Genomic DNA, 15,381 nt, shown 5'->3' with positions numbered 1-15,381 from the left:
TTTAAAATTGCTAATAACAATTATGATTAGAACATCTTTGAAATTAAAAATGACCACCGGTAATGGTAGTCATTTTTTTACTTATTCAACTAATGCATCACCAAGCCACCATCGACATATAAACACTGACCGGTAATGTTACTAGCTAGTGGCGAAGCCAAGAAGGTCGCAGTCCCGGCAATATCTTGTGGCACGGTGAGCCGGCCGGTCGGGGTGTTACTAACGATGGATTCACGAACATCATTCTGCGTTTCAATACTGGAATCAGTAGGATACGTTAACCCTGGGGCAATTGCGTTCACCAAGATGCCCAACCGCCCCACTTCAGCCGCTAGCGACCGGGTAAAGCCCATTAACGCGCTCTTAGCGGTAATGTAGTCATGGTAAGGGATCACCGGCGATTCGATTAAATTACTGACCATGTTAATAATGCGCCCTTCGCCGTTCATCAGTGGAACCGCAGCGTGGCAAACATTAAAGGCGCCCTTTAGACTCCCATCCAATTGGGATTGATAATCAGTCCAGTCCATCGCTTGACTCGTTTTTCTAGTTTTTGGATTAAAGCGGTAGTGCTTGAGGGCGTTATTAACCACAATATCCACCCCGTCAAATTGATCATTGATTAGGGCCAACATGGCATCCACCGCAGCTGAATCTTGGACATCAGCCTGCACCGCAAATGCGGTCCCACCATCAGCATTAATCTCAGCTACCACCCGTTCTGCACGGGTCTTACTATGGAGGTAGTTAATTGCAACGATCGCCCCCTGTTTCGCGAACTGTTTTGCAATCTCAGCCCCAATTCCACGGCTACTCCCGGTGACCAGGGCCACTTTATTATCAAGTAACATTTCATTTCCCCCTATTCGACATCTGGATCATAGTGTTCAGCTAAGTCCTCAGCATTGCGTTCAACATCCACAAAGTGCAACAGGCTTAATAGGTTAAAGCCCCCGTCATGGTGCCAGCCCGGTTTTGCACGGGTCATTTCACCCAGTGCAGAGACGCGGTCAACACCGATGCGGCCTAATTGATTTGCAAGCGGAAACACCCGTTCCGGGGCCACCGCTAGGCCGCAGCTTTGCAGGAACTGTTGATATTGCGCTAGGTATTGATTCACATCTTCCAGGTGGCCAATGGCAAAGATATTGACCGTCCGGTTCAACGGTGAATTCGCAAAGCCCGGATGGTCATGAAAAATAACGGTCCAACTAGTATCATGCGCACTTTCAATCACATCTACGGAAGCCCCTTGAACCCGCTTTAGTTGATATTCATTCCGCAGGCGCACAATTGCAGCCGCTTCTTCGGTCGTCAACTGCGCCCGCGGCCGTTTTAGCTGGTAATTTTGTAATTCAGTCGCCACTAACTTAGCAAATTGATGGGGCGTCACCGCACCATTGCGTTCCACAAAAATCGCTTGCGCGGATAAACAACTCTGTTGGTCATACACCGCAACGTCTTCCACGGCGCGCTTGACGGTTTTAGGATAGTATTCAGCAGTGAGCGCCTCTTTACCAACCATTGCAAAGCTAATCTTATATCCATAGTGGAGAAAGCGTTTTTCAGTCGGAACCAGCTTCCGGATGCCCTCAACAGCTCGATTGGAGCCATAAACAATCGTGGCATCGGTATTGTCAATTGCGGCTCGTTCTAATGCAGTCGTTCCCCCCTGCCATGGCATAATTGCAACGCAATCCGCGAGGCGCTGATCGATTGCTGCAATGGATTGCATGAATAAAATTGGGAAGAGCGGTTCAGCTAATGACGTCTTCCCTAGGTTCGCTGACTTAACTAGCATCCCCATCACTAGCGGCCAAATTTGCAACCCCGGAATATTCCCTGAGAAAACGTGGAAAATCCCGTTCGGGCCAAACGCCTTGGTGCTACTTCCAATTTTCTGTGGATGAAATTGATCCAAAATCCCGGGCTGGTCTAGCTCCGTATCCACGAACCGCAGGAGTTCCTTCTTCCGAAAGACCCGCACAAAGCGCTTCATTTCTAATGCAACTGTTTCAGCATTATACCCAGTCAATACTGGAATCAACTGCATTGCTAGGCAACGCTGTGGATATTGGGGCTGCGTCCAGAGCTGAATGGCGCGGTCGATCACGTCAATGATTTCAGCAACGGTGCGTTTGGCTAAATCGCTTTGTTGGTGGGCTTCAATTAAGCGGGCGGTGTGGGCAATCGCATCCGCATCGATTACCGGATACCGGAGTGAATACACCGTGGTCCCCACCGTGACTGATTGATACCGAAATGATTGAACGCTAATTGAATCCGGTAATTTAAAGATATCAAGCGGGATGATTTTAATGGTTGCTGGCATTACTTTTGCCCCCTGGCGTTAGTCGCAGTCAATAGTTGATCAATCGCAATTGAACAGCCCTTGGCCTCGGCCCCCTTAATCCGCCCCAGTAATTTAAACCCAGCAGCAGATTGCACCCCCAGATCTTCAGTTAAAATCCCCACACATGAATTCCAATTAGTCAGGTCATAGTAGGCAATTAAGCCCGTTTGTCCAGCCTGAACTGGCGCCAAGGTGTCTGGGTCTAGAATCCGAATCCGGACCCAGGCGGGAGCCAACTTAGTATCATGAACGGGCTGATGGTGAGCCATATCAAAAAGATTGCGGTCGTAACACTGCGAACAAACCTCGGTCATCCCATACATATTAATATGGTGGTCCCGTGCGACCCCAAACGTTGCACTAAGCTGTTGTAATAAGTCATTCAAGCCCAATTCCCGGGATTGGCCCTTAAAGCCCCCGGTATCAAAGATGCGACTCGCAGCGGGCAACTGAAAGTGCAGGTCGTGTTGCCTTAGGTAGTCCAATAGGTGCACGTACGAGAAACTAGCCCCCAATAACATTACCGGCTCGTTCTGCTTAATCGCTGTTTGCAAGGCGCCGACGATGCTGGAAAAGTCCATGGCGTGCTCATTAACGTAAATGTGGCTCTGATCATCACCAAAGAACGCCAGTGCCTTACTAACGTATCTTGACAGCGAGGAGTGTGGATTCACATCTGCCCCCGGAAATAATCCGATGATGCGCATCCGGTCTCGATCGGGCATCACAAATTGCTTGAACGGCCCCTTCATCGAGGCATCCCAGGTCTCAAACGTCGGATGATAATTCCGGCTCCGGTGGGTCGGATCCGTGGTCCCACTGGACATAAATACCGGCTCATCAGGAGTAATCGGAGTAGCGGATAACGACAGGTATTTATACCCCCGAATCGGCATCAACGGAATTTGAGTCCAGTCATGTACCAACAGCGGTGTTTTGCGCTGGTGCTTCGCATAGCTTTTAAATGGTAAGTTATGCTCAAACTGATATTTAAAAATTTTTAACGCAAGCTGATTAAAGTCTTGGTCGTCATTAGGAGTCCCAATTGCTGGATGCTGTTGAATAAATGTTAAGACATCATTTTTAATTTGATTCATGATTGACCTCCCGCCGTTGAAACGCTTTAGGCACTGCCACTAACAAAATGTGTAGTAATACGGAAGCAATTGCCCCAAGCAAAATGTTATTCGTTAATAGTGGTCTCAGTGCCCCCGAATAATTAGTCGCATAGGCAGGGATGCCGATTGCCAACATAATCGATAACCCAATGATCAAATTATTCGTATCGTTACTCTCAGCCCGTTTTAAAATCGCAAAGCCAGTCGTGATCAGCGTTGCTGCGGCTGGTAAGAACATTCCACCAATTACTGGTGCCGGGGTTAGTGATAGAAAGGCCCCTAATTTAGGAATAAAGCCGAACACTAATAACAAGCTCCCAGCCAATAGGATTGGCTTGCGTGAATGAATCCCGGTCAGCTTCATTACCCCAAGGTTTTGAGCAAAGGCCGTTGTTGGGAACCCACCGATCATTGAAGAAAGAATCGAACCCGCTGCTTCACCAGCAATCCCCTTTTCAATTCGCTTTTGGTCAATTTTAGTCTTGGTCACATCCGCCGAGGCCTCATACACCCCAATGGCTTCGATGATTGCCACACAATAGGCAATGAAGAAGGTAATAAATAACGTCCAGTTGAACCGTAACATTCCGTACGGCAATAATTGTGGGAACCCAAAGAGGGGCTTATGCGCCAGTCCCGAGAGGTCGATCATCCCAGTCGCAAAGGCCAATCCATCCCCCACCACAAGCGCAATCAAGAATGAATAGCGGTGCCAAAAGCCCCGGCCAAAGATGGAGAGCCCCACCACAATGGCAGCGGTGACAATCGCTACTAACAGTGTCTTAGGGGCAGCAAAGCTTGCAGCAGTCGGATTCCCGCCCAAAAATTCTTCTAACGTGAAGCTGGCTAGTGAAATCCCCACAAGAAAAATAATGGTCCCGGTAATTGCGGGCGTTAACCACTTGGTCAGCTTCCCCAATAATCCCGTAATTGCTAAAAAAAACGCCAAAATAGCACTCAGTAAAATCGATCCGCCTGCAGCTGGCAGGGTCCCCGTCTTTCCCGCATTGATCATCAATGCATCAAAAGCTGCAGAGGGCCCCTGAACGATTGGAAGTCGTACTAATTTGGTCGCTTGAATAATGGTCACCAACCCAGATGCAATAAAAATTGCATTCACTAAGTTAGTGGATAGTGTTAGTGATAGCCCCGCAGTGGACGCAACAAAAATCGGGTCTAACCACACGTTTGAAACAAAAATATGTTGAATACTAGCAAGAAATGTTTGTCCCCATTTTAAGTCATTGGTGGACAAATCAGTGGTTGCTTGATCATTTTCCATGAAAACATCTCTCCTTAAATTAAGCAATTTGGCTTAATTAAACTGAGAACCCAATTCACCACCGCAAATTGAAAAAGTTTCCATTTAAAATCAAAGTCGCTGCATTCCTACGCTGGTACTAACCAGATCAGGTTCATAAGGGTTAAGGACGGACCTACTCTCAGCCAAACGGCTCCCCTTGCAGTTAATTAAGTAACCTGAGTATAGCATAGTAAGTAGCCAACCTAAAAGCCCCCCTTGATTTTTCATTCCAAAATAAAAACGTGGTCAATGTAAAATTAACCACGCTTTTATTCATTTAATCCAACGGCGCCTGTGACTTCATCACTTCCGGACTCCACAGCGTCAGTAGGTACCCGTACCCCTGCGCATCAAACGACAGGTCCTCAAATTCACGGTTAATCCCAAACGACATGTAGTGCACGTCACTTGGCTGGAGCGTCCCCGCCACCAGCTTGTCTAATGGGACCGAGGTGATGATATTATCAGAAACAATGTACATCCGGTTGTTATATGCATCATAATCAAGGTTTTGGTTACTATACCCACCCCAGTTAATGTTTTGCGGTACGGCGCTAAAATTGGCCGCCCCGGTGGTTTCATTCAGCGTCCCCTTGTAGATCTGGTAGGTCGAAAAACTCTTCTGCCCGGCTTCAACGACCGACTCCTTGCGGCCAAAGTAGGCGTTCCCGGCCGTATCAAAGGTCAGCGTATTAATGCTGTAATTTGCATTTCCATTGATCAACGGGAAGTTGAACTGCTTAATCGGCTGCAACGTGGTCGGATTGATTTCGGTAATCGTATTCGTCCCGCCCGCCGGCAGATTGGCCAGCGTATCGTCTTGGACCAAATAGAGGTTCTGCGTGACCGGATTATACGACAACGTCTGACCGTGGCCGATATTTAACAACGGACTCACCTGCGCCGCATCTACGATTGCCATGTATTTCAAATACTGGGCGTGTTCGGCCTCTAGCGACTGCACGTTATGGGTCACGTTCTGCTCAGCCGTTTGCACGTCTAATTGGTCCTGGTTGACCAACTGGTTCGAGTCGTTCACGTTCTGGGTCGCAGTCAAATACCGTTTCCCGATCCCCTGATTGAACTGCTTTAACGCCACCTTGGCCGCCTTAACGGTCGCCCTTAGCTGTGTTTGGCGCCCCGTCAGTTGCTTTAACTGCTTCATAAGCGCCTTGCGTTGGGCCGGCTTAGCCTTCCGCAAGCGTTTGACCACCTGCTTGCGCTTGGTAGTGACTTGATTGGCGGTTTTCAGGCTCGTAGCCGTGACCTGGTTAAAGTAGGCCACGTAGTTACTAGCCGCGAGCCGCTTCGTAATCTTCGCATTGAACAGGCGTTGCTTGACCAATGCTGATTGGACCTTAGCAGCATATTGGTCAGCAGCATTCGTAATCTTTTGCAACGCGGCTTGGTACGCCTGATTATCCTGTTGGTCACTAGCCACCTGCGCACTTGCATTCTGGACCGCATTTTGCGAGTCATTATCGCTGTTTTGCGCATCGTTTAACACCGATTGGTAGTTAGCAGCCAGCTTTAAGTTGGCTTGCCCATAGGCCGTGTATGGGGAGGTATATGTATATGCCTTCCAAATTAAATCACGCCCGTCACCGTTGCCACCCAGGACCCCTAGGTTCGTCAAGTCGGTCGTATTGTACTTCGCAATCGCCCCCTGCTTGACCTTGTCGCCTAATGATTCAACAAAATACATATTATCACCGATCTGGGCACTGCTTTGGTAATTGCCGTACTCCCGCGAATCAACGTGGAAGCCGTTCGGGAGGTAGTAGTCGGTATTAAAGGTCGTCGTCCCCTGTTGATCGGTGTAGCTGTGACTGGGGTTTTGCTGGTCCATCTGGTATTGGGTCTGATTGAACTTGCCGTTATAGACCACGGTCGGTGGGATGCTGCCCACCGTCGTGGCCGGTTGATTCGTGGGCGTTAACCCGTTTCCCGATTGTAACTCGGGCGGATTTGCCACTGAATTTTGATTGAAATTAGCATAGTATTGCTGGGCTGCTGAAGCATGCTGATGTGTCAAGCCACACCAACACACTGTCGCTGCCATTAGGGTCGTGATCAATCCCCATCGTTTCATGAATATTCACCGCCATTTTAAAATAGAATTCATAACTAATTCATAACTGTGATTAGTATAATCCATGCCGATTGTTTGTGACAATTTGTAATATTTGGACGGTTAGACCGTTTCGAACCACTAGTATAAAAATAAATCCATCAATCAATTGACTGATGGATTTATTAAGAATGAGAGATTCTGATATGCTATGTGAATAATTATAAAAGAGATAAAATATCTTTTAAGTCCACGATATTCAGCCATTCAATTAACGCCTTGATTTTAAAGGAATGCTAATGGTCAGTTAGGATTTCAGCAGCGAATCGATCAGGTACGCTACTAAATTAGGAATCAATTGAATGGCAATATCGTTTGATATGTACTATTATCTTAACTAAATATTTAGAACTTAACAAATTAGTTAGAATTGAACCCCGGTTATAAAATAGTTCAATTTTCAACCCAAAATGACTCAAATTGTCCAATAAATTATACCGGTAGTGAATTCCGTGTTATAATATTGTAATATTACTGTTAAACTATTGTAATAAGAGGTGTAATTATTAATCAAACCAAGTCCAAAATAGCAGATGCATATCTAATTCTGCTCGATACCCAGAATGCAAACGACATTACTAATAATGACATCATTACCGAGGCTGGCATTTCCAAGGGGACGTTTTACAACCACTTTAATGATCAGCGCCACATTCAACAATTCATTTTCCATGAAATCGACAGTAATATTATCCATTCCATCGTAGACCATGGCCATTACATCCAAGCGACCCAGTCGTTAGACGTCCTATTAAAGTGTGTTTCCGACACCACGATTCCTGAAATATACACCTACCGTGAGAAAATCCGGATCCTCTACAATTCATCGATTAATGGTGATTGGCAACGCTACCTAAAGCATAAGTACCTCAAGTTAATCAGACGCCTATTGGATCCGAACGGAAAATACGCAAACTACCTCCGATTAATCGTGAAGTTTTCACTGGCAATCATTGAAATCTGGATCACCAGCCCGCTACCAATCCCACCGGAACGATTTAAAGATGTCTACTACCACCTCTTTGATGTCAAATTAAAATCAATTATTTAAAAAGCTCATTCCTATAATTACTAGGAATAAGCTTTTTAATTTAGATTAATATTTTTTATTTTGTTTAAACTGATTGCTTAGGCTGGGTATTAATATCCTTAGGCTTCTTAATTTTCGTTAATACCCCATTCTTATCGGCAGAATACCAAGTTCCATTAATTGTTAACTTACTATTTTGTAATAAGTATCCATCGTTAATTGCTACATACTTTTTACCATTAACTTCAAATAATAGATTTTGAGCAATCGTACCATTTCGGTCAGCATACTTAAGACGACCACCACTGTAATGTAAGAATGCACTAACAACTAAAACACCCTTTTTATTATAATATTGTTCAACTCCATTACCAGTGAAGTTCCCAATAACTGGTCTTCCATTCTTATTAAAGAAATAGTAGTCATCATTTGTAAAACTATGTCCATAAGTATTTCTTGCAGTTACTCCATAAGCATCACGATAACCAATAACATTATTTTTAGAATTCAATACAAAAACACCATTAATTGATTTACCATCTTTGTCAAAATCATAGAGTAGGTTACCAATTTGCTTAACTCCACCAGCTGCTTTCCCGTTCTTCCCAATATAGTAATCTACAGTTCTACCTGTAATCGAATCATTTAACGTTAGTACCTTATTACTACTTGTGATTTGGCCATTCTTTTTAATTGTTAGCTTTTGGCCGTTTATATTTCTACTTTTAGTAACTAAAGCTCCATTTGAACCGTAGTAGTAGAAATGACCACTATTATTCTTAACAATTTGATTTCTAATCTGAGCCCCACTACTATCAAAGAGATATTCCTGTTTATTAATTGTTTGCTGTCCGGTTAATGCTTCACCATTTTGATTAAATGAATAGTAGTAGTTATTGATTTGCAACTGTTGGTTCTTGACCATGTTACCATTCTCATCAAAATAATACGTTTTTCCATTATTAGCATAAAAAGCATTCTTAACTTCATTTCCATTAATCGGATCGTAATAGTGTGCATTACCATCTTGATCAGTAATAATCTTACCATTAACCTGTTGACCATTGATAAACTTAACATTACGTCCATTTATCGTATTTAAATTATCAACACTTGTAAATGCACTTGGTGCCTTTGCAGCCATTGAATTGTTAGCAATCATAATATCTTGAGTTGCATAGTCTTCAGCATTTGAAGCACTAGCATATGCTGAACTAGCTAATGCTAAATATAAATCAGCCCTGGCATCACTGGCACTAGATAATGAATCGGCTTTAGATGCATAACTGTTAGCTAATGAAAGTGAACTTTGTGCATCACTCAAACCACTAGCAGCAGCACTAGCTTTCCCACTAAGATCATCGTAGTCAGCATCCTTAGTCCGATTAGCATAATAACTATTAATAATACTATTAAGTGAATTTACACTACTAATATCGTTCTGAACATAAGCATTCATATTTTTAACAACTAAATTAATTTTATCAGAAGTTAGTGCAGGTGCATTAGTATTAAATTCATAATTATCAACCCTTGCGTCAGTATTCACGGTCAATTTATATGGTTCATTTTGAATATCATTAAGGTTAACGATATTATATGATTTGTTTGCTTCAGGTAGATATAGCTCAATTGTAGAATTATCAATATATAATTCAGCTTTTGAAATATTATTCAATGAAATTGGAGTCGTATCTTTTTTTGTAAGTAATGATTTTAAATCATTATAACGGTTTACAGTTAATTTTCCATTACTAATTTTAATCTTAATTTTTGAATTAGAACGATCCAATGTAATAACCTTATCTGAATTTGAATCAGCAAACGACAAATCCAATTTATTATTATTTCCAACCAGAATGGGATTTTTAACGTTGTTAGATAAATTATAACTAGCAATCAAACTATTGTTAGGTTCAACCGTAGTATAAACTAACTGACCATTGATATATTGCACCAAACGTGGCATTGCAAAACTACCACTATGCTTAGTAAATGAATACCCACTAATCGTATTCAATGGAGAATAAATCCAACTCCCTGACCAATTAATATTAATTAATGTATCAGGATCAATATTCGTGTAATTACCAGCATAGGTATCACCACGGTAAGTAGATCCATCAACAACAAACGGCTTACTATCACTAGTTAATCTAAAAATTCCGTCACTACCAATGACACCCTTAATGGCACCATTTGCACGATAATCATTAGTATCACCACTACTGTTTCCACCATGCCAAGAATAAAACATAAATGCCTGACCATTGATTACCTTTATAATTGGTGTTTCCACTTCCGTTGCATGTCCATCATCAAGATTAATATCATTAGCTGGATTATATGACCAATTTAAACCATCATTACTAGTCAAAACATACATTTTTCTTTCCCAACCACCAGATATGTATGCAATTAACTTATTATTGTATCTAAGAACATTAATATCTCTAAAATCAGCAGCAGTAATTCCATAATCACTCTTTTGAATTACCTGATTGCTTGAATATGGATGAAATTGCTGATCATTATTACTGTATGCAAGATAAATTTTTTGATCTACTCCTGTATAGGTCGAAAAATAAGCTAATTTAGCATTAGTATCAATCGGATTTCCCCATTCATCACGAGTTAATAATCCGTTATTATAAATAACAGAACCAGTGGCAACATAATTCCAAGGAATTCCATCCTTATTATTAGCTGCAACCTCAACATCATTATTGCCCTTTGAATCTACATAGTCAGGATCAGGAATTGCAACATTGTTAACACTAGTGGGGTTTGCACTATCGAAAGGAGTAAATGTTTTAAAATTTGTAGTTGTTACATGGTACCATTGATCACTAAATAAAACCTGGTTAGGATGGGGATTATTTAAATAATAAATATCGTAGTAGTCAGTAACACCATTGTTATTCGTATGGGGTAAGATTGTTTGAATATCATTAGAGTAACCCTGTGGAACATTATAATGAAAGTTCTGATTAACAATTGTATTGGTAAGTAAATCGTTAGTGGTGTCCACTTTAGAAGAAGCATAAGAACTAGCTAAGCTAATTGATGAACCAGTACTATCATTCAAAGTAGTAAAACTATCAGCTGAACTACTAGCACCTTGTGAATTAGCCATACTAGTAATAGAAACACTAGCTTCAGAACTAGATACAGAACTGATAGAACTAACGCTGCTCACATTTGAATCAGATAAGCTGGATTTATTAGTGCTATTATTAGTATTAACTGAGTTATTATCACTAACAATTTGCGTTTCATTAGTATCAGCATGTACGGATTGTTTATCAATTGAAAACGCACCTACACCTAATATAGTGGTAACAATTCCAACAGTAATCCATTGTTTACCAGACTTATACATTCTATAATGAATTTTATTTTCGTTCGATTTTTTAAACATTATAATACCCCTTACTTATAAAACAATTATATTAACTATTATACATTAATTTCATAAAAAAAAGGACCTAACCGCAGTTAGATCCTTGAAGAAAAGTTTTATAAAGCTATTAATAACATTTTAAGTAAGATTAAATCTTACTTAGTGTTGTTGTTAGCGTTGTTAATGTTAGCGTAGAAAGTAACATTGTATGGGTTGAATACGTCAGCAGCAACTGATTCAGCTGAAGTAACATTGCTGAAGCCATTGTTCAATTGAGCAATAGCTGATGAAGCAGCAGAGTTAGCAACTGAAGTAGGAGCAGCGAAGTAATCGTTAGCAGCACTTACCTTAGCAGCAGATGCTGAAGCCATAGCAACCTTAGCATTTGAAGCGGCGTTTGAGAATGCAGCTGATGAAGCAGCATTGTAAGCAAATTGAGCAGCTTCTGAAGCGTAACTGTTGTAGTTACTAAATGCTGAGCTCCATGCACCATCAGCAACACTGAAGGCAACCTTAGCAGCGTATTCAGCTGAGTTAATTGCTGAAGACAATGCTGGAAGGTAGTTATTAAGTGCAGCAGCTGAATCACCAAGACTTGTATTAGCATTTGAAGCGTTAGCTCTTACTAAGTTAGCAACTGAGTTGAATGCACTTGAAGGAGCATTGAATGCTTCAACAATTTTGTATTCAGCAGCAAGTGAAACAACTCCGTTAGTGTTAACAGTTGCGCCAGCTGGAGTAGTAGCTGCAACAGTAGCAGCATCACTATTGTTGTACTTGAAGTATACACCGGCAGTAGCAACACCATTAGTATCACCAGATGATTGAACAGCTGAGAATACGTTAGCAGCTGAAGTGTAAGCACTAGCAGCACTGTAGTAAGCAACTGAAGTAGCTGAGTTAGCAGCTTGGTATGATGCACTTGCTGAATCAGCAAATGATGCAGCAAATGATAGTGCTGCTGAACTAGTAGCACCAGTTAAGTGGTAACCATCATAGTCATTAGAAACTAAAGCACCGTCCTTAGCAGATGCTGATAATGGGTTATTGTTAATAAATAATCCATCATATACGCCAGCTACATTAGAAGTGTGAGTGTATCCATAACCATCAGTGTAGACGATGTTGCTTGCTCTGTATCCATTAACAGCACTAGCAAAGTCACTGTAGGTAGCATTAACATTGTTAGCAAATGAATGTGCAATTGAGTCAACGCTGTTTGCAACGATTGACTTAAATGCAGCGTTAAGTGAAGCTTGTGAAGCACCACCAACATTAGCTAATGAAAATGCAACTGAAGCAGAAGATGCAGCTGAAGTTGCTAAACTAGAGTAAAGACTGTAGTTAGATGAGTTAACAGCACTAGCAAAGTCATAACCAGTTGAACCCTTGAAAGTATTTAATACACCAGCAGTAACAGTATCACCGGCGGCAGAAGAAACACCATTAATAGTGTTAGCAGCAGCAAAAGCATTGTAACCACCATTGCTGTTAGCATTGCTAAATGCAGCGGCAACTGATGCAAATACACTTGCAGTTTGACTTGCAGGAAGAGTATTAGCACTACCAAACAAAGCAAATGAAGCTGAAGCAACAGCTTGTGAAGCAACGGTGTAAGCCTTCAATGCAACGTATTGAGCATTGTTAACCTTGTTTGCTAATTGATCAGCAGTATTAAGAGCAACACCAGTATTTGCATCAACTAAAGTACCGTTAGCAGCAAGTGAAGCGTATCTACCAGCACCGTATGAAAGAACGGCACTACCATTTGAAGTAGAAACGTTAGTGTTATCGTAGTCAACAAATGCTGAACCAGTTAGTGATTGAACTAATGAAACAGCGTTTGAAACTGCAGCACTTGATGAAGCAACGAAGTTAGAATCGTTAGCAACACCATTGTAAACGTTCCGGTCGTAACCTAAGGTTGCGAAACGGTTGTAAACGTTTGAAGTTGCTGAGTAGATTGTAGCAGCACTAGCAGTGTTTGAAACACCAACTGATGATGCTAATGAGTTACCAGCTGATACGAATACACTAGCAACATCTGAACCTAAGTTGTATACAGGGTTATCGAAGTATGCAATTGAAGTAGATGCGCCGGAGTTAGTATCACTTGGAGTAGCTGAGAAGTCTCCACCTTGGTAAGCCCAGATTTGGCCAGCGTAAGCACGTGCCTTATCCCAGTCAGTAGCTGAAACAGCGGCTGAAAGGTTGTTAGCAGCTACTGAGTAAAGACCAGCAGCATTGCTTAATAGGTTTGGAAGGTATTGAGCATCGTTACCTGACTTAGCACCAAGGAATACTACTTGGTTAGCACCGTTAACTGAAACAGCAACGGATGAACCAGTAGCAGCAGCATAGTTACTGATTGCGTAAGCAACTGATGCAGCAGTAGATGAGTCAGCCTTTGATAAACCAGCGTTAGCTTCACTTGCGTAAACAGCAGCTTGTGATGCGTATTGTGAAGTAACACTAGCATTGTCTGAACCACTAGTAGTAGCAGCAGTGTTAGCTAATTGATCAAGTAAACGAGCGTACTTAACAGCAGCTGGAGTATTGATGTAAGCTTGACTGAAGTTCTTAGTGGAGTTGTTGTTAGTGTATACGTTACCGTATAGGTTCTTGTCAACTTCTGAAGCTAAGGAGTCAGCAGCAAAACGGTATTGGTAACCACTTTGTGCTAACTTGTAAGCGTTAACGAAAGCATTTGATAATGCTTGGTTATCAGTCAAAGCACTGGAAGCAGTGGATGATTGAGTGTTAGCACTAGCAGCGCTTGAAGCTTCGCTAGATGAGCTACTTGGTACAACTGGAACGTCAAAAGTAACGTTTAAGTCGTATGAACCAGTCTTGTTAAATGCCTTCCGTAACTTTTCAACCTTAGCGTAGTTGTCCTTGAAAGTCTTTAAGTCAGCCTTAGCAGCTGCTAATGACTTCTTAGCGGACTTCTTAGCAGCAGCAGTCTTAGCCTTTGAAAGCTTAAGATCAGCAGCAGCAACCTTGTAGTTACCAGCAGCTAAGATCCGGTTGTAGTTATAAGTTAAAACGTTAGCACCATCGTACTTTTGTGCGTATAGGTACTTAACGTTGTCAACAGCAGCACGGGCCTTAAGGTAACTAGCCTTGTTAGCCTTAGTGGAGCTAGCAGTGTAAACGCTCTTTGCAGAGTAGTAAGTAGTCCGGTATGCACTTAACTTAGCATCATCGTAAGCCTTCTTTTGTGCTGGGGAGTCAGATGCAACTGAACTAGCAGCTGATGAGCTAGCAGCACTGGAGCTTGAAGCACTTGAAGTAGCGCTTGAAGCGTCTGAACTAGTAGCTGATGAGCTAGTAGCACTTGATGAACTAACTGAACTAGTAGCTGATGAGCTAGTAGCTGATGAATCAGAACTAGTAGCACTTGATGAAGTAGCTGAACTAGTAGCGCTTGAAGTAGCGGAACTAGTAGCACTTGAAGTAGCGGAACTAGTAGCACTTGAAGTAGCTGAGCTGGTAGCTGAGCTAGTAGTAGTTGTTGAAACGTTATCAGCGTTAACTGAAGTTGCTTCAACAGCTGAGAAAGTTAATAAAGAAAACGCAACAGTGGATAATACAACCCATTGTTTGTGTCTCTTATGCATAACCTTTTTATCGTTATTAACACGATATTGGTTCTTGTTGAACTTCATAAAAGATCACCTCATAAATAATTTTTGCAAGGCACGATTGCCTTACTTCTAATATGCTAATACAGGACAAAACAAAATGCCTCATCGGCATTATGTAACCGCCATGCAACAATTACATAACAACTGGTATTATAGCATAAAAAAATGTGATTTGTACAATATCAAGCATTCTTTAATATTGCTGTAATTTTCGTAACCAGCGTGTAAGATAATGAATAAAAATAACGGTTACGGCAATGTTTATCCTTTAAACATTGTATAAGTATTATAACATAACCAAATCATAATAACAGAGCAAAATCTTAAAAAATTGATCAATTTCAAAATAAAAAGCCAAATTGACTGATAATCAATTTAGCTTCTATTATATATGCA

At 41.7% G+C, this 15,381-nt stretch carries 8 protein-coding genes and 1 riboswitch; all 8 genes read right to left on the bottom strand.

Annotated features, from left to right (window positions below; genetic code table 11):
• Window positions 1-89 precede the first annotated feature (89 nt).
• Window positions 90-851, bottom strand: a complete 762-nt coding sequence (locus MOO44_RS04650) for an SDR family oxidoreductase (RefSeq protein ID WP_260117251.1) — start codon at window positions 849-851, stop codon at window positions 90-92.
• A gap of 11 nt (window positions 852-862) precedes the next feature.
• Window positions 863-2,332: an acyl-CoA reductase gene (locus MOO44_RS04645; protein ID WP_260117250.1), complete on the bottom strand. Its 1,470-nt coding sequence runs from the start codon at window positions 2,330-2,332 to the stop codon at window positions 863-865.
• On the bottom strand, window positions 2,332-3,450 hold the full coding sequence (locus tag MOO44_RS04640; RefSeq protein ID WP_260117249.1) for a LuxE/PaaK family acyltransferase: 1,119 nt from the start codon (window positions 3,448-3,450) through the stop codon (window positions 2,332-2,334). The genes MOO44_RS04645 and MOO44_RS04640 overlap by 1 nt, the downstream gene beginning before the upstream one ends.
• Complete coding sequence (locus MOO44_RS04635) at window positions 3,437-4,753, bottom strand: uracil-xanthine permease family protein (protein WP_260117248.1); 1,317 nt, start codon at window positions 4,751-4,753, stop codon at window positions 3,437-3,439. The genes MOO44_RS04640 and MOO44_RS04635 overlap by 14 nt, the downstream gene beginning before the upstream one ends.
• Window positions 4,754-4,840: 87 nt before the next feature.
• Window positions 4,841-4,942: riboswitch (TPP riboswitch) on the bottom strand.
• 109 nt (window positions 4,943-5,051) lie between these two features.
• Entirely contained in the window at window positions 5,052-6,866 is a 1,815-nt protein-coding gene (locus MOO44_RS04630; RefSeq protein WP_260117247.1) for a hypothetical protein, read from the bottom strand.
• Between the two features lie 580 nt (window positions 6,867-7,446).
• Window positions 7,447-7,617 carry a hypothetical protein gene (locus MOO44_RS04625; protein ID WP_260117246.1) on the bottom strand — a complete coding sequence of 57 codons (171 nt, stop codon included), beginning with the start codon at window positions 7,615-7,617 and terminating at the stop codon, window positions 7,447-7,449.
• A 403-nt stretch (window positions 7,618-8,020) separates the two neighbouring features.
• Complete coding sequence (locus MOO44_RS04620) at window positions 8,021-11,356, bottom strand: KxYKxGKxW signal peptide domain-containing protein (protein ID WP_260117245.1); 3,336 nt, start codon at window positions 11,354-11,356, stop codon at window positions 8,021-8,023.
• Window positions 11,357-11,493: 137 nt separating this feature from the next.
• Window positions 11,494-15,006 carry a hypothetical protein gene (locus MOO44_RS04615; RefSeq protein ID WP_260117244.1) on the bottom strand — a complete coding sequence of 1,171 codons (3,513 nt, stop codon included), beginning with the start codon at window positions 15,004-15,006 and terminating at the stop codon, window positions 11,494-11,496.
• Window positions 15,007-15,381 lie beyond the last annotated feature (375 nt).

The sequence above is a fragment of the Nicoliella spurrieriana genome (genome assembly GCF_023380205.1).
GTDB lineage: Bacteria > Bacillota > Bacilli > Lactobacillales > Lactobacillaceae > Nicoliella > Nicoliella spurrieriana.
The sequence above is the reverse complement of the archived record's forward strand: the minus strand, read 5'-3'. Positions and strand labels throughout refer to the sequence as shown.